Source organism: Colwellia sp. 1_MG-2023 (assembly GCF_030546755.1).
Lineage (GTDB): Bacteria > Pseudomonadota > Gammaproteobacteria > Enterobacterales > Alteromonadaceae > Thalassotalea_H.
The window spans coordinates 123753-140950 of record NZ_JAUOPE010000006.1; the positions used below are offsets into that span (position 1 = coordinate 123753).

Below are 17198 nucleotides of genomic sequence, written 5' to 3' on the forward strand. Positions count from 1 at the left end.
GATACCAAGTTTTTGTTTATACACTATTTTAAGGAAAGAACATGTCCAACAAAAGTAATACTGAATATTTACATGATGAAGGCGTACTAAATAAAAGTGACCTAAGTACAGAGCATGTGGAAGCTATTGACAGTTTATCAAAATTAGAAGTTGAGCAGTTAAAATCAATACATGACAATGCAAATAAGGATAAGGATCAACCGGTCGGAATATTCGTTTAATGGTAAACAATATAGTTGCTCAATCATTTTATGAGCGATTAAGTAAAAACTTGCATTTACTTGAATTAAAAGCTTGTGATGTAAATGCTCGTTTTTTTGAGTTAGCTACTCATTCAGAAGTTATTGTTGAACAATGTTTGACCAATTATAGAACTTCAAATGCAGCTGTTCCTATGATGAGGGAAGTCATTCGTTGTGCTAAGTTAATGCCTGATGATCCTGTTTCTGCTCCATTAATCAAATATATGGAACAGCATATTCCTGAAGAAACCGGTCATGACCAATGGTGTATAGATGATCTGGCTGTTTTAGGAGTAACAGAAGAACAAATCCATTCAAAAATTCCATCGCCTAATATAATGGCACTGATAGGAAGCCAATACTATATGATACGCCATCAACATCCGGTAGCAATTATGGGGTATTTAGCTTGTTTAGAAACTCATCCACCAACGATTGAATATGTTGAAGGATTAATTGAAAAATCAGGCCTTCCTGCAGCAGCTTTCAGCGGATTAATGCATCATGCCAAAATTGATCCTCATCATAAACAAGATATTATTAACACGTTAAACAGTCTACCGTTAACAGAAAAACAATATCAGCTTGTTGAACGAAGTGCTTTTCTTTCATTACGTTATGTTGCTTTGATGATGGAAGATGTCTGTAAGGCAGCACCGGTTGACTCCCTTGTTTCAATATAAGGTTTTTATTGGTTTATTAAGAGCATATTAATGCTCTTTTTTTATGTTTGATTTAAAGGCTAACTTATGGAAATTATTCATCAACGAACCTTAATACCTGATCCTCATGATGAAAGAGATCATCAGTTTTGTGACATTCACGGTGAAAACGCTTCAGAGTTTTGTCAGTTAACTTGTCGTATAAAAATTCAAGAAAAATTAGCCTCTTATACGTTAAGTCAAGTTGATTTAAGACCTCAATTAACCTCAGAAATCATTAATCAAGGTTTACTCAATTCATGTTCTGCATGCGCCATTGCCGTTGCGTCAGAGCTATATTTAATAAAAGATCAGCAACCATTTATCGACGAAAATGCTTCAAATATTGACGCTTCACAAATGTTTGTTTATTACAATGAACGAGTAATGGAAGATAAAGTAGATATTAATGCTCCCGTTTATATTCGTAATGGCATTAAGTCTTTATTTAAACATGGTATTTGCTCTGAAAAGTCTTGGCCATACCCTGAAATGATGTTGCCAGAAAGTTTAAAAACTGTGGTGGCGAATGGCACGATGGAAGAAATGCAGCAAGAATTAACTCGCGTGATGACAGAGCATCAAGCAGAGATTCAAGCGGCAATTAAAGAAAAACCCTCCAAAGCAGCGGTCACACAAGCAAAAAAGCACATTATTAATCGTTATTGTAAACTGAATGAAGAAGATGATTTAGCTGAATTAAGGTTAGCTTTATCAAAAGGGTTACCAGTGATATTTGGCATGATGGTACCTAAAAGTTTTTATGCTATAGGTAGCGACGGGGTAATGACAATGCCGGATACAGATGAACCAAGGTTAGGTGGTCATGCTTTATTAGCCGTTGGTTATGATGATGATAGAAAAGTGTTTATTGTCCGTAATTCTTGGGGAGAAGAATTTGGCGATAAAGGTTATTGTTATATGCCGTACGAATTTTTTAGCAGTGGTTACATATCAAATGGCAAGAACCAAGAGAATACCTTTAGTTATTGGTGCTTAACTCACGAATAAACGTTGAATAAATCACTGTTCAGGCCTTGCCATTAATTTATCTAAATTTAGTACTAAATTACGAGAGGCTTGCTGTATTTAAATGTCCTGCTGGCCTGTCTTTATAATTAGGTAATGCGGGAGTATTGCCAATCAAGGCTAACGATAAATAGCAGTTACTTAATGATAATAATAATTTATTGTCAATTAATGACGATAAGCTGTTATCAATTTCACTATGGCTATAATTGGTTTCCAATGCCTCAAGCTTATTTAACAGCCTATTTTTAGTTATAGGCTCTTGGCATAAACGATATATATTGGCACTAATTCCCGTTAATTGGTGGGTAAAATTAGTCGCCACTTTTCGGGTATCAATAACGACTATTTTCTCACCTTGATCACTCATATAAAGCAAAGGCATTGAAGATTGCTGCCATTGATTGATCCAATCGTTTAACTGCTCTTGTAATCGTTGATGAGCAGGAATGACATGATCTGGTTTAGTAGTTAAGTGAAATACATTAGTTGTTTTCGTTGAAACATGATCAAAAAAGTACGCTAGATCAAATAAATCGTCCCCTGTTAATGGATAAATGTATTGATAGCTTTTTAAAGGCTCTAATACTAATCCATATTTTTCGGGTGTTTTAAAATATGGGCTAAAACGGGGAAAACGTATTTGGCATAACTCTTTATTCGGTGGCTGTAAATGAGTGATTAATGGCAGAATATCCGCCATTTCATCATACCAATCTGCTTGTTCAAAAGGGGCTGAAAAGAGTAAATTCCACACCACTACTACCCCTGAATTTCGACACCATTTTAATGCTGAAATGTTTTGAATGCCGGTGACGCCTTTATCAATTAATTTAAGAAAATCATCATTAAGACTCTCAAAACCGGGTTGAATCCATTTTATGCCAGCATCTGCCAATTGCTCAATATGTTCTTTTTTTAGGTTAGATTTAGTTTCATAAAAAATATTGTAATCTTGCTTTTTACTCAGTTCCGGAAGTACCGTTTTCATGTATTCCATCGGAAGAATGTTATCCACTACCTCAAACTTATAGTTTTTATAAGTTGATGAAAGTGTTGATAATTCAGATAAAACGTCTGCTGGTTTTTTGGCTCGATGTTCCATACTTACGCCGTTTAAACCACAAAAAGTACAATGTTTTTTGGCTCCCCACCAACAACCACGTGAGGTTTCAACTAATAACCCTGCTGATATTTTATCTGTTAAGTTGAGATCGGAGATTGATTGAAAATAACTATCATAAATAGGTACGCCTACCTGACTCATGTCTTCGATAAAACCGCGAGGTGGTGTGTTATTTTTTGCCGATTGAGTAATTAATAACTCGCTATGGCCTTGTGCAATAAAACCATGGGGAAGATTGTGAACGCTTATGACTTCGCCTTTGATTATTTTGTCAATAAAGTCGCCAATTACCGCGTCACATTCACCAGAAAAAACATAATCAACCCAGTTGAAATTATCGCTAATAGTTTGCCCCATAATACTTTCACAATTTGCACCTCCCATAATCGTAACTGTATTGGGTGATTGCTTTTTTATTTCGCGAAGTAAAGCAAGCGAAGCGCAATTTTGTTGGAAGGTGGAAGTACAAGCGACAATTTTAGGCTGATTTTTGAGAATGCTTTTACTTAATTCTTTAATGTAAATCTCTGCTTCGTCTCTTACTTGTTTAAGCTGTTCAATTAACTGTGGCGTGATATCGGCAAACAAAGCAAAAAATTCATTATCTTGTTGTTGTTTTTCAGGAAAAGCTGCACGAGAAAATGTCCATTCCCCCATTAATTGCTCGAAATATGAATTATCAATTGCGTCGTATTGAGCTAAGCCAATAATTTGAGCAAAGGCTAAATTTCCATAAATTACCTCAGATTGATGCCCGTAAGCTAAGATATACTTTTCAATTAATCCTAGTGCTAACGAAGGATGAGTGAGCGATGAATAGGGCATATTTACAAGGTAAATGTCTTTTTTCATAGATAAATTTCTGTTGATGTTTCAATCACTAAGTAAAGAAAAACGAATAATACACGTTAATTTATTTTGGTAATGCACATTAACTTAGTCGGTGGTTTAATTAAAGTGATTTTCGCTTAGCCTTTGTTCTGTCAGTAATTAACAAGAGTTCGTCTAGAAGAAGCGGATAGATTTCATAAAATTAACCATTTTCTTGCAGATAAATGCTAGTAATAACCTATGGTGTGCGTATAATGTGCGTGCAAAATTTTGTTAAGTGAATTGATTAAAATTAACTTTTAATCAATAGGCTGAATAAGAATTGAGCTAATCAATCAAACTGTATAATTTTTTGTTCAACTTTAAGCGTTACACCTTGTTGGCTTTTAGTGAATAAATAATTGTACAGATTGATTATTTTTTAGAAAAATCAAAATATAAGGAACATTAAATGTTCAATACTGTTACAAAAACATTTGAGTTCGGTAACCATACCGTAACTTTAGAAACAGGCGCAATCGCTCGTCAAGCAACATGTGCTGTTATGGCTAGCATGGACGATACATCAGTACTAGTGTCTGTTGTTGGTAAAAAAGAAGCAAAAGAAGGGCAAGACTTTTTCCCTTTAACGGTTAACTATCAAGAGCGTACTTACGCTGCAGGTAAAATTCCTGGTGGTTTTTTCAAACGTGAAGGTCGTCCTTCTGAAGAAGAAACATTAATTGCACGTTTAATTGACCGTCCAATTCGCCCGTTATTCCCAGAAGGGTTTACGAACGAAGTTCAAGTCATTATCACTGTTGTTTCAGCTAACCCTGAAATTTCTCCAGACATTATCTCTTTATTAGGTACTTCAGCTGCGTTAGCTATTTCTGGTATGCCTTTTAGTGGTCCAGTAGGTGCAGCTCGCGTTGGTTATTCTGACGGAAAATACTTACTTAACCCATTACAATCTGAATTAGAAACGTCTCAGTTAGATTTAGTGGTTTCAGGTACTGATTCAGCGGTATTAATGGTTGAATCTGAAGCAGATGTATTATCTGAAGAAGTGATGCTTGGTGCTGTAGTATATGGTCACGAGCAAATGCAAACGGCTATCACAGCAATTAAAGAAATGGCTGAAGAAGTTGGCAACGAAAAATGGAATTGGGAAGCGCCAGTTAAAAATGCTGAACTGATTGCTAAAATTGCTGAGCTTTCAGAAGCGCAAGTAAACGAAGCGTATCAAATTACTGAAAAAGCTTCTCGTTACGAGAAAATTGCTGAAATTCGTAATGGTGTTATCGAGCAGTTATTAGCTGCTGACGAAGAACTAAACGTTCAAGAAGCAAAAGATTTATTCCACGACCTAGAAAAAACGGTTGTTCGTGGCCGTATCACGCAAGGTTCTCCGCGTATTGATGGTCGTGATCCTGAAATGATCCGTGCATTAGACGTGATGACAGGTGTGTTACCAAGAACTCACGGCTCTGCGGTATTTACTCGTGGCGAAACACAAGCATTAGTAACGGCTACCTTAGGTACGCAACGTGATGCACAACGTTTAGACACTATCATGGGTGAGAAAACAGACAACTTTATGTTGCATTATAACTTCCCTCCGTACTGTGTTGGTGAAACGGGTTTTGTCGGTTCGCCAAAGCGTCGTGAAATTGGTCACGGTCGTTTAGCAAAACGCGGTATGTTAGCGGTTATGCCTTCTGCTGAAGAATTCCCGTATGCAGTGCGTGTTGTTTCAGAAATTACCGAATCAAACGGTTCGTCTTCAATGGCTTCTGTTTGTGGTACTTCATTAGCGTTAATGGATGCTGGTGTTCCAATTAAGTCTTCTGTTGCTGGTATTGCAATGGGTCTAGTTAAAGAAGGCGACGATTTTGTTGTTCTTTCTGACATTTTAGGCGATGAAGATCACTTAGGTGATATGGACTTTAAAGTAGCGGGTACTACTGAAGGTATTACTGCTCTTCAAATGGATATTAAAATTGAAGGTATCACGCAAGAGATTATGCAAATTGCATTAAACCAAGCGCGTGCTGCTCGTACTCACATTTTAAGCGTGATGGATTCTGCTATTAACAGTGCTCGTGAAGAGATTTCTGAGTTTGCACCACGTATCCACACCATGAAAGTTTCTCAAGATAAAATTCGTGACATCATTGGTAAAGGTGGCGCGACTATTCGTCAACTTACTGAAGAAACGGGTACAACGATTGAAATTGAAGACGACGGCACAGTTAAAATTGCGGCAACTGACGGCGAACAAGCAAAAGATGCTATCGCTCGTATTACCGCATTAACGGCTGAAATTGAAGTTGGTACGGTTTACCAAGGTAAAGTAGTACGTATTGTTGATTTTGGTGCGTTTGTTAACGTATTACCTGGTAAAGACGGTTTAGTTCACATTTCTCAAATTTCTGAAGAACGTGTCAATGCAGTGACTGACGTATTATCTGAAGGTCAAGAAGTGACGGTTAAAGTTTTAGAGGTTGATCGTCAAGGCCGTGTACGTTTAAGTATTAAAGAAGCGATTGAAAAGCCAGCGGAAGCGGCTGCTCCAGAAGCAAGTGAAGAAACGCCTGCTGCTGAGTAATCATGCATCACGTTAGCGTTAATCGCTAAGGCTAAAAATAACGTTATAAAACCAGTGATTCGTCACTGGTTTTTTTATGAATCATTTTTAATTATCACTTATCATCACTTATCATCAGAGCTTATTCGAAATAATTTTAAAAAGCCGAGTAAATGTTTAAATATATCCTTTGTTGTATCTCGCAATTTTAAAGTGCTGAGGTATAATCGATGAGTTATTTATTTTAGGGTTTATATTTTTTCGTGAAATTATTATCTAAGTCATTCGCTATTATCGCTGTGTTAATTGTTCAAGGTTGCGCTTTAACCGAAGAAAAATCTCAATCGATGATCAATCAATTAGTGATTGCTGAGCCTTTACCCATCAATTATAAAAGTGAAGTTGCACTGGCACGTTTAACGGAAGTTATTCAACGAGCAGAAGTGACCGACGAGCAACGTGCTCAGTTATTTTATGATAGAGGTGTGATATACGATAGTGTCGGTTTACGCTCTTTGGCACGGTTAGATTTCAACCGTGCACTGCATTTAAAGCCGGACATGGTTGACGCCTATAACTTTTTAGGGATTCATTACACTCAACTTCAAGAGTTTGATGAAGCTTATGAAGCGTTTGACTCTGCTTTAGATCTTGCCCCTGATCATGAATATGCTCATTTAAACCGCGGAATAGCACTTTATTATGGTGAACGTTCGTTATTAGCCGTAGATGATTTAGCTTTATTTTATCAGCAAAAAATTACTGATCCTTACCGTTTATTATGGCTTTATTTAATTGAGCAAGATGTTGATAGTGTTGATGCTTTAACTAAACTTCAACAACGCGCTAAAAATATTTCAGACGACATCTGGGCAAAAAGTATTGTAAATTTATATAGTGGTGAGATCGATCAAGCTAAATTTTTGCAAGATATCACTGTCAATGTGCGTTCAAACAAAGAATTTAGTGAACGTTTATGTGAAGCATATTTTTATTTAGGTAAATTAAGCTTACTTAAAGGCAATAAACGAGCAGCGGCAAATTTTTATAAATTGGCCTTAAGTACCAACGTTTATGAATTTGTTGAACACCGTTATGCAAAGTTAGAATTAGATTTAATGCGTCAAGAAATGCTACAAGAGCCCGAAATCAATTAGTGAGTTTACAAAAAAACATGACTAATAAAAGGTTCTATATAATGAGTTTAGTGTTAGCGATAACAGTAAGCTCATTTTTTTTACCGCGATTGTTAACGTATGTTTTAAATCAAAACACGCAAAATGAAACGGTCTTGTCATTTAGCAAAGTATTAAACTTACCGGCTTATTTTCACCACCAGCGACGAAATACTCCAATAGGATCTTTCATTTGGTTGAAAAACACTGTCGCCTTGCTTGATGAAAATCCACAATTTACCGTTGAAATCGCTGACTATTACCTTGATGAAAAACAAACTACTAAAGCAATTTTTTGGTATCAACAAGCAGTTAAAAATGGCATAGATAAGGTAAGAGCCACGTTAGCTACACTTTATTATCAACAACAAAAATACCAACAAGCAAAAGCTGTGCTAACGCCTATTTTAACGGTTAGCAATAGTGATCATATTGAAGCTAGTTTGGAATTATTAATTGAGATCGCTTTGATTGAGGGCGATATAGCAACAGTTACCCAGTTAACAGCTGAGCTGAAAAAAATAAAGCCGCACCATGAGTTAATTGACGAATTAAACCAGTATCAGCTTTTTGCTCATGTTAATTCTAAACAAACAAGTACCTCAACAAAGCGTTTAACTGACGTAGATTGGCTCGGCAATATGACAAAAACTTGCGAGACTAGCATACAATTTTATGCCACTAATCTTAATGATCTTCGTTATCTCACAGGATTAATTGAGCAAGTAAACTTACGACCTTTGTCAAATTACACTTGTTTTAAACCTGTTCGTTATATCCCTTTGCAAGTGCTTGAATGCAACCATGACAATGAAGACGCTATCACCTGTAATGAAGCGATTTGGCAATCATACAAACGTCAAATCACTACTCGCTATATTGGCGTGATGGTACCTGAAGGAGGAGCCAAAGTTCATAATGGCATTATGTATTTAGATAATAAAGACACAGTTGATGTATTTGCTCACGAGCTTGCTCATTTACTGGGATTTATTGATGAATATAGTTTACCGCTAAATCATAGTCGTTGTTCAAAACCACAAGATAAAGCCTTTTCTCATAATGTTGCAGTGCTGCCTAAAGTATATCGAGGTAATAAAACGGAAATTCGTAAACAAGTGCTAAAACAGTTGCCATGGCGTTCCTTTATAAAAGATGAAACACCTATATTTACTCAGCAAGGTAATTACTGGGTACTTGGAACACCAATGAATTTTAAAGGCGAAGTAGGGGTTTTTAAAAGTGAGACATGTCAAAAGGTTTCAGCTGATCCCGCCATTAACCTTCAAGCATATAAGCCACTTAGTAAAAGAACATCGTTAAATTATTTTGAACTTGGTTTTCCTGCGTTATATCAACGATTGTTAGCAAAAGAAACACGAAAATTTTTAATGCCAAGTTTTCATCTTAATATTGAAAAAGCACTAAATCACTAGCATTAAAGTCTAGCGATTAGTGTTTTCTTCTGGTTTTTTATGGGTAGAGAGTGGAATAGTTGAATCTTTATTTTTGATTGCATCTATCATTTGCTGCTGCTTAACAATAATATTTCTTCTTACCTTAGCAGTTGGCCACATAGTACTGGCATTGAATGAAGATATTTTTTCGTCGATGTGGTCATTTTTTATTGTTAAGGATTCGGCTTTTTTACTGCCGTTAAACCATGAAAATAAGGCCATACATCTCACCTCGTTATTACGTTAGCTCTATTATAGACGATCAAAGATAAATACACCCATACAAATGTAGGCATTTAAGGCGTTTTAAACAGATCTTATTGAATTAATTAGGATATAATTCAATTTATTTTTTAATATTTTTTGATCATTTATGAATTCCGTTGAGCTAACAAAATTTAGAGCAAAATTTCCAATACTCGCTGAAAAAGTAAACGATAAAGCATTGGTTTATTTTGATAATGGAGCTACTACTCAAAAGCCAGAAATCGTCATAAATACAGAAAAAGAATATTATCAACAATACAATGCTAATGTTCATCGAGCCGCTCACCATTTAAGTGCACAAGCAACGACTGCTTTTGAATTAGCACGCACTAAAGTTCAGCAATTGCTTCAAGCCAAACATGCTCATGAGATCATTTGGACTAAAGGGACAACTGAAAGCATAAATTTAGTCGCTCAATCCTGGGGCATGAACAACCTTACTTCCGGCGATGAAATTGTTTTATCTTATGCCGAACACCACGCTAATATAGTGCCTTGGCAAATGGTTGCTGAGCAAACGGGTGCAAAAATCAAGGTTCTTCCGCTTGATGCAACTGGCAAAATTGATGAGAAAAAACTCAGTAGCATTATCACAAATAACACAAAATTAGTGTGTTGTTCTCATGTCTCCAATGTTATGGGCAAAATAAATCCGGTTGAAAAAATCATCGCGTGTGCCAAAGCGGTTGGCGCTAAAACGTTGCTTGATGGCGCGCAAGCCATTGCAAATATTCCTGTGGACGTTCAACAACTAGATTGTGATTTTTATGTATTCTCTGCTCACAAAATGTATGGGCCAACAGGGGTGGGTGTTTTATACGGAAAAGCTGATGAATTAAATGCTATGCCTGTCTATCAAACCGGCGGTGAAATGATTAAAAATGTCAGTTTTTCAGGTACGAGTTTTCATCAATTACCATTTAAGTTTGAAGCCGGAACTCCTAATATTGCAGGAGTTATTGCTTTTTCGGCAGCCATTGATTTTATCAATCAATTTACACTAAACCAGGCTGATGAGCATAAAAAATCTCTCACTAATTATTGTTATAAACAGCTTTCGTTACTCAAAGAACTACAGTTTTTGGCGGAAGGGCAACCCGATATACCATTGTTTTCTTTTATCATTGACGGACATCATCAAAAAGACATTGGAAGTTATTTAGATGCTGAAGGTATTGCCGTACGAGTAGGGCACCATTGTGCAATGCCATTAATGGAGTATTTGTCTATATCAGGATGTGTTCGCGTATCATTAGCGCCTTATAATTCTTTGGCTGAAATAGACTACTTTATTGCATCGTTAAAACGTTTTATTGGAATAGAGTCAAATTTAGACACTGTAAATGAAGTTAAACCGCTTGAGACTTCGGTGAGTGAATGCCAATTCTTATTAGATAAATTTGCGAAAGTAAAAAGTTGGGATGGCAAACACCGGGAAATTATGTTGCTCGGTAAAACGTTACCGCGAATGCCAAAAGATTTGAGATCAGAGGAGTCATTAATCAATGGCTGTGAAAGTGCTGCATGGTTATCGGTTAATAGGTCATCATCCGGTGTTTTTGCGTTTTCTGCCGACAGTGATGCAAAAGTAATTCGTGGCTTATTAGTGATCGTATTAGCGGTATTTAACCAGAAAACCGCAGAACAAATATTCGCCTTTGATATTGACCAATATTTTAAAGAATTAGGACTTATTCAACATTTAAGTCCTTCCCGAGGGAATGGTTTACTGGCGATCGTTAATAAAATTAAGCAAGCGGTGTCATAGCTTTATAACGCTAGTCTTTAAGACTAATCACGTAATAAATTGAAAATGAACTAATGAGAGCTTTTACTTTTCTTTTGGATTAATTTACGGATAGCTTTACTAACGGCAAAAAAAGCAAAAGTCGCCGTCACATGCGTTGCAGCACCAAAACCGCCACTACAATCTAAACGCATCGCGCCTTCTTGTGATTGTTTAGCATGACAAACTTCACCCGCTTTATCTGGATACATTAGCTGTTCAGATGAAAATACTGCATCAATGCCAAATTTTCGTTTGGTATTTCTAGAAAAGTTATAGTCTTTTCGTAATTGATTTCTTACTTTTGAAAGTAACGGATCTTGATACGTTTGACTTAAGTCGGTGAGTTGTATTTGGCTGGGATCTGTTTGTCCGCCAGCACCACCTATGGTGATCAAGGGGATTTTATTTCGTTTACAATGAGCAATTAAAGTGGTTTTAATTTTCACAGAATCGATTGCATCAATGACATAATCAAAACCTTTTGCCATTAATTCATTTAAGTTTTCAGCAGTAACAAAATCCTCAATGACGTGTATTTTGCATTCAGGGTTAATTTGTTTGATACGAGCTGCCATAACGTCAACTTTACTTTCACCAACGGTATCTGTAAGTGCATGAATTTGACGGTTAATATTCGTAGTGCAAATATCATCAAGATCTATTAAAGTGATTTCACCGACACCGCTACGAGCTAATGCTTCAGCAGCCCATGACCCCACACCGCCAATACCAATGACACAAAAGTGCGACTGTTGAATAATGTTAGCACCCGTTTGACCGTAAAGGCGGGATATACCGCCAAATCTTAATTGATATTCAGACATAAACATATGTTGGAAGTTTTCGATGGCGCATTATAAAGCCTGTTTTTTTGATAATCTATGTAATTAATCGCACTTTTTTACAAAAACTTTGTTAATTATGATGCGCAGATGTAGATTTTTTAGAGAGAAACAGCATTTAACTAAGTTTTTTTGGCAAAAATATACTAACTTTTGAGCGATTTTTACCATATTTTAAGACCTATTCACTATAATTTATTACTATTCATTACCAATATATCTAGATTGGTAATGCTGTATTTTACTATTTGGTTATTAAATCGGTTGTGATTGTCAACCAAAGCAACTGGCTTTTATTACCAATAAAGCTAAGAAATACTAAAGTACTATAATAATAGTGCTTTTTTTAATCATAAATTTCATTGTAAATACATGGATTAGGACAACTATTCATATATTAATCGTCGAACTAGGCGTTAATTATTAATCATCAGACTTTCTGGCGGTTTTGAATACCCTTTCAAAAGGGAATTATCGTCCACATTGTACGTTCATTTGGCTATTGCTCTATCATTCACGTTAATTTATATATATTGGATGAGTAGTGTAGGCTTGAATGGCTTGTTTTCGCTAATGTGCATTAGCTTACACATTATTGCGTTATAAAGAATGCAGAGGTTAACGTTTAGTTTAAGTGAGAATTTTTCTGCAAAAGTATGTCATTTTACTGGGGAAACGTGTGTTTTACGAGAATCACTTTTAAATTATTATACTCGAAGATTTTAAATTAATTTTAGACGAATTAGCGGGTAAATTTTCGTGATAATGCTTGAGGTAAATTTTACGTAATTTAGCCTTATTTTTATCAATAAAACCTAGTTGTATTCTGTATACAAAGTGAATAATTATTTGAGTAATTAGTTCAATCGCTTGTTTGAAAGTGTCTCTATATTATGCTGAATTTTATAGAGTTAATGGCATTTTAGTCATAAAAAAAGGCAGCTAAAAGCTGCCTTTTAAAATAGCAAATATTGCCTATTTTCTGTCTTTAAGCGGTGTAAATTCGCGATTTACTTCACCTACGTAGTTTTGACGAGGACGACCAATCTTTTGACCTGGTTGACCTAACATTTCATCCCAATGAGAAATCCAACCAACGGTACGAGACATCGCAAAAATTACCGTAAACATATTGGTAGGAATACCAATCGCTTTCAAGATAATTCCTGAGTAGAAATCTACGTTAGGATAAAGTTTTTTCTCAATGAAGTAAGGGTCTTCAAGCGCTACTTTTTCAAGAGCCATTGCTACGTCTAGTAACGGATCTTCAATACCTAACTCTTGTAAAACCTCATGACATGTTTCACGCATCACTGTAGCACGTGGATCGAAGTTTTTATAAACACGATGACCAAAGCCCATTAAACGGAACGGATCCGCTTTATCTTTCGCTTTAGCAACGAATTCATCAACGCGATCTAACGAACCAATTTCTTCAAGCATTGTTAAACAAGCTTCGTTAGCACCACCGTGCGCAGGACCCCATAATGATGCGACACCAGCAGCAATACATGCGTACGGATTAGCACCTGAAGAACCGGCCAAACGTACCGTTGACGTTGAAGCATTTTGTTCATGATCAGCATGAAGCGTAAAAATTCTATCCATTGCGCGAGCAACCGTAGGGCTGACCTTATACTCTTCAGCCGGCACTGAGAACATCATATGTAAGAAGTTTTCAGCGTAGGTTAAGTCATTACGCGGATATACAAACGGTTGACCTATACTGTATTTATAGGCCATAGCCGCAATTGTTGGCATTTTCGCAATTAAACGATGTGCACTACGCATACGTTGGTCTGCAGCATTAATATCTAAATCACTATGGTAAAATGAAGACATTGCACCAACGACACCACAAAGCATTGCCATTGGGTGAGCGTCAGGTAAGAAACCATGGAAGAAATGTGCTAGTTTTTCATGAACCATTGTGTGATTCGTGATGATTTTTGAAAACTCGTCATACTGCGATTTACTTGGCGCTTCGCCATTTAGAAGGATGTAACAAACTTCTAAATAGTCAGCTTGTTTTGCTAAGCTGTCGATTGGGTAACCACGATGTTGTAAAACACCTTTACCACCATCAATAAATGTAATTGCTGATTCACAAGAAGCCGTAGCTAAAAAGCCCGGATCATATGTGAAATAGCCTGCACCACCTAATGTACGAATATCTATTACGTCATTACCCGCTGTACCAGAAAGAATCGGCAACTCGGCAATTACTTTTCCATCAATACTAAGAGAGGCTTTTGAATCAGCCATATGTTTTACCCCTATCAAATTCTATCAAATTCGTTTTCTGAAAAATCTTTACGTTTTTTAAAAATGAAAAGTTAATCAGTTTTTATGAATATAAAACTGCGCAGTATTCTACGTCAAGATCCCCCCCTAAAGTCAAACCAATTCTTATAAGATTAGACTAAAGTCATAAGTTTATTTGTTATAGGTCAAAAAATAGTCATAACCCCTTATAAATAACGGTAAATTTGTCGGTTAAGTAAATTGTAATTAAAAATCATCGGCTATATAATCTAGATGATCTAACTTCATTTATTCAAATTTTATGTAAGTTTGAAAATATTGACTAAGATCGTTGGGGGGTTACTCGAATTAATATAAACGATTAATTGAGTAACAATAAAAAAAAGTTGAAGGCTCTTAGAGCTCTTAGGCACAATCGTGAAAAAACAACGTCCTGTAAACCTAGACCTGACTACAATAAAAATGCATCCAGCAGCAAACGTTTCTATTTTGCACCGTATTTCTGGTGTGATAATGGTATTTGCTATTGGTATTTTGTTGTGGACACTTTCTTTATCTTTATCATCAGCTGAAGGCTTCGCTCAAGTAAAATCATTACTTGATGGTTGGTTCTTTACTTTGATTATCATCGGTATTATCTCAGCACTAATTTATCATGTTCTTGGCGGTATCCGTCATTTGTTGATGGATTTAGGGCATTTTGAGGAACTTGCTTCTGGTAACGCCAGTGCCAAGTTAGTTATTGCCTTATGGTTAATTTTAACCATCGTTGTAGGAGTTAACTTATGGTAAACAATGCAGCAACAGTAGGCCGTAGCGGCGTACATGACTTTATTCTTATTAGAACGAGTGCAATCATTCTTGCTTTGTATACGTTTTATATTCTAGGTTTCTTTGTCACAACAAACGAAGTTACATATGACGTTTGGCAAGGATTCTTTTCTGGTCTTTGTACCAAAGTTTTCACAATATTAGCGCTTTTTTCATTACTCGTTCACGCGTGGATTGGTATTTGGCAAGTATTGTCTGATTATATTAAACCTGCGTTTTTACGTGGTGCTTTACAATTTATTTTTGCCGTTACATTACTTGGTTATTTAGTAATGGGCCTATTAACAGTGTGGGGTGTGTAAGTGAGCGTTCCAGTTCGTGAATTTGACGCCATCGTAATTGGCGCAGGTGGTGCAGGTATGCGCGCCGCATTAGCAATTTCAGAATCAGGCAAATCTTGTGCTTTGATTTCTAAAGTTTTCCCTACTCGTTCTCATACAGTATCTGCTCAAGGTGGTATTACCGTTGCTTTAGGTAATGCACATGAAGATCATTGGGAGCAACATATGTACGATACCGTTAAAGGTTCTGATTATATCGGTGACCAAGACGCTATCGAGTACATGTGTAAAACTGGTCCAGAATCAATTATCGAATTAGAAAAAATGGGTTTACCATTTTCTCGATTTGAAAACGGTAAGGTTTACCAACGTCCATTTGGTGGTCAGTCTAAAAACTTTGGTGGTGAGCAAGCCGCTCGTACAGCAGCTGCGGCTGACCGTACTGGTCATGCTTTACTTCATTGTTTATACCAACAAAATGTTAAAAACAAAACTAACGTTTATTCGGAATGGTATGCCTTAGATTTAGTTAAAAACAGTGACGGTGCAATAGTTGGAACAACCGCTATTTGTATTGAAACGGGTGAAATCGTTTATTTTAAAGCTCGTGCTACGGTATTAGCTACCGGTGGTGCAGGGCGTATCTTTGCTTCTACTACTAATGCTCACATCAACACTGGTGACGGTGTTGGTATGTCACTTCGTGCTGGCGTACAAATGCAAGACATGGAAATGTGGCAGTTCCATCCAACAGGTATTGCGGGTGCAGGTGTACTAGTTACTGAAGGTTGTCGTGGTGAGGGCGGTTACTTATTAAATAAAGATGGCGAACGTTTTATGGAACGTTATGCGCCTAACGCCAAAGACTTAGCGGGTCGTGACGTTGTTGCTCGTTCAATGATGACAGAAATTCGTGAAGGTCGTGGTTGTGATGGTCCTTGGGGTCCACACATTAAGCTTAAATTAGATCATTTAGGCCGTGAAACGTTAGAAAAACGTTTACCAGGTGTTTGTGACTTATCTAAAACGTTTGCTCACGTTGATCCTGCAGAAGAGCCAATTCCAGTTATACCTACTTGTCATTACCAAATGGGTGGTGTGCCTTGTAATGTTAATGGTCAAGCAATCAATGTAGCTGCTGATGGTACTGAGACAATTGTTGAAGGTTTATTTGCGGTTGGTGAAATCGCTTGTGTATCTGTACATGGTGCTAACCGTTTAGGTGGTAACTCATTACTTGATTTAGTGGTATTTGGCCGTGCAGCTGGTAACTTCTTAGGCACTTACTTAAATGATACTGAGTTTGGTAAAGAAGCGTCAGCATCTGATTTAGAAGCTTCACTTGCTCGTACGAATCGTTGGGAGTCTTCAACAACGGGTGAAGATCCAGTACAAATTCGTAAAGACTTACAGCAATGTATGCAGCTTAACTTCTCGGTATTCCGTGAAGGTGAAGCAATGGCACAAGGCATGAAAGAATTAACTGAAATTCGTGAACGTCTACAAAATGCTAAGTTAGATGATAAGTCTTCTGAATTTAACACCCAACGTATTGAGTGTTTAGAATTAGACAATTTAATGGAAACAGCATTCTGTTCTGCTAAAGCGGCTAACTTCCGTACTGAATCTCGAGGCGCACATGCTCGTCAAGATTTCACAGAACGTGATGATGAAAATTGGTTATGCCACTCAATCTATTCTCCAGATACTGAAGATATGACAAAACGTGGTGTGAATATGGAACCTATTCACCGTGATGCTTTCCCTCCGAAAGCTCGTGTTTACTAAGGATT

General features: G+C 36.7%; 14 protein-coding genes. 10 read left to right on the forward strand and 4 right to left on the reverse strand.

The genetic code is table 11. The features are described 5' to 3' along the window. Positions 1-41: 41 nt before the first annotated feature. The 3 genes from Q4493_RS09030 to Q4493_RS09040 all read left to right on the forward strand — a co-directional run bounded on the left by Q4493_RS09030 (position 42) and on the right by Q4493_RS09040 (position 1954). Positions 42-221: a hypothetical protein gene (locus Q4493_RS09030; protein WP_303451748.1), complete on the forward strand. Its 180-nt coding sequence runs from the start codon at positions 42-44 to the stop codon at positions 219-221. Then, positions 221-925: an iron-containing redox enzyme family protein gene (locus tag Q4493_RS09035; RefSeq protein ID WP_303451750.1), complete on the forward strand. Its 705-nt coding sequence runs from the start codon at positions 221-223 to the stop codon at positions 923-925. The genes Q4493_RS09030 and Q4493_RS09035 overlap by 1 nt, the downstream gene beginning before the upstream one ends. A 66-nt stretch (positions 926-991) precedes the next feature. Then, on the forward strand, positions 992-1954 hold the full coding sequence (locus tag Q4493_RS09040) for a C1 family peptidase (RefSeq protein ID WP_303451752.1): 963 nt from the start codon (positions 992-994) through the stop codon (positions 1952-1954). Positions 1955-2012: 58 nt separating this feature from the next. Here Q4493_RS09040 and Q4493_RS09045 read toward each other — a convergent pair whose 3' ends face one another. Beyond that, entirely contained in the window at positions 2013-3950 is a 1938-nt protein-coding gene (locus Q4493_RS09045; protein WP_303451754.1) for a RiPP maturation radical SAM C-methyltransferase, read from the reverse strand. A gap of 430 nt (positions 3951-4380) precedes the next feature. Between Q4493_RS09045 and pnp the strand changes: the two genes are divergently transcribed. From pnp to Q4493_RS09060, 3 genes are all read left to right on the forward strand, one after another. Continuing rightward, positions 4381-6519: a polyribonucleotide nucleotidyltransferase gene (gene pnp / locus Q4493_RS09050; protein ID WP_303451756.1), complete on the forward strand. Its 2139-nt coding sequence runs from the start codon at positions 4381-4383 to the stop codon at positions 6517-6519. A gap of 242 nt (positions 6520-6761) precedes the next feature. Beyond that, complete coding sequence (nlpI, locus tag Q4493_RS09055; RefSeq protein ID WP_303451758.1) at positions 6762-7655, forward strand: lipoprotein NlpI; 894 nt, start codon at positions 6762-6764, stop codon at positions 7653-7655. Between the two features lie 41 nt (positions 7656-7696). Beyond that, complete coding sequence (locus Q4493_RS09060) at positions 7697-9109, forward strand: hypothetical protein (RefSeq protein WP_303451760.1); 1413 nt, start codon at positions 7697-7699, stop codon at positions 9107-9109. 9 nt (positions 9110-9118) lie between these two features. On the opposite strand, the gene Q4493_RS09065 is transcribed toward Q4493_RS09060, so the two are convergent. Beyond that, positions 9119-9352 carry a hypothetical protein gene (locus tag Q4493_RS09065; RefSeq protein ID WP_303451762.1) on the reverse strand — a complete coding sequence of 78 codons (234 nt, stop codon included), beginning with the start codon at positions 9350-9352 and terminating at the stop codon, positions 9119-9121. 151 nt (positions 9353-9503) lie between these two features. On the opposite strand from Q4493_RS09065, the gene Q4493_RS09070 reads away from it, so the two are divergent. Further along, complete coding sequence (locus Q4493_RS09070) at positions 9504-11165, forward strand: SufS family cysteine desulfurase (protein WP_303451764.1); 1662 nt, start codon at positions 9504-9506, stop codon at positions 11163-11165. A 50-nt stretch (positions 11166-11215) separates the two neighbouring features. Here Q4493_RS09070 and tcdA read toward each other — a convergent pair whose 3' ends face one another. Both tcdA and Q4493_RS09080 read right to left on the reverse strand, forming a co-directional pair. Next, positions 11216-12010 (reverse strand): tRNA cyclic N6-threonylcarbamoyladenosine(37) synthase TcdA, encoded by a 795-nt coding sequence (gene tcdA / locus Q4493_RS09075; RefSeq protein WP_303451766.1) that lies wholly within the window; start codon positions 12008-12010, stop codon positions 11216-11218. Between the two features lie 993 nt (positions 12011-13003). Further along, positions 13004-14293, reverse strand: a complete 1290-nt coding sequence (locus Q4493_RS09080) for a citrate synthase (RefSeq protein WP_303451767.1) — start codon at positions 14291-14293, stop codon at positions 13004-13006. Positions 14294-14710: 417 nt separating this feature from the next. Here Q4493_RS09080 and sdhC point away from each other — a divergent pair, with 417 nt between their 5' ends. The 3 genes from sdhC to sdhA are packed head-to-tail and all read left to right on the forward strand — an operon-like array spanning position 14711 to position 17193. Then, a complete protein-coding gene (gene sdhC / locus Q4493_RS09085; protein ID WP_303451768.1) occupies positions 14711-15085 on the forward strand; it encodes a succinate dehydrogenase, cytochrome b556 subunit in 375 nt (124 codons plus the stop codon). Then, on the forward strand, positions 15079-15426 hold the full coding sequence (sdhD, locus tag Q4493_RS09090) for a succinate dehydrogenase, hydrophobic membrane anchor protein (RefSeq protein WP_303451769.1): 348 nt from the start codon (positions 15079-15081) through the stop codon (positions 15424-15426). The genes sdhC and sdhD overlap by 7 nt, the downstream gene beginning before the upstream one ends. Then, positions 15427-17193, forward strand: a complete 1767-nt coding sequence (sdhA, locus tag Q4493_RS09095; protein ID WP_303451770.1) for a succinate dehydrogenase flavoprotein subunit — start codon at positions 15427-15429, stop codon at positions 17191-17193. Positions 17194-17198: the final 5 nt, after the last annotated feature.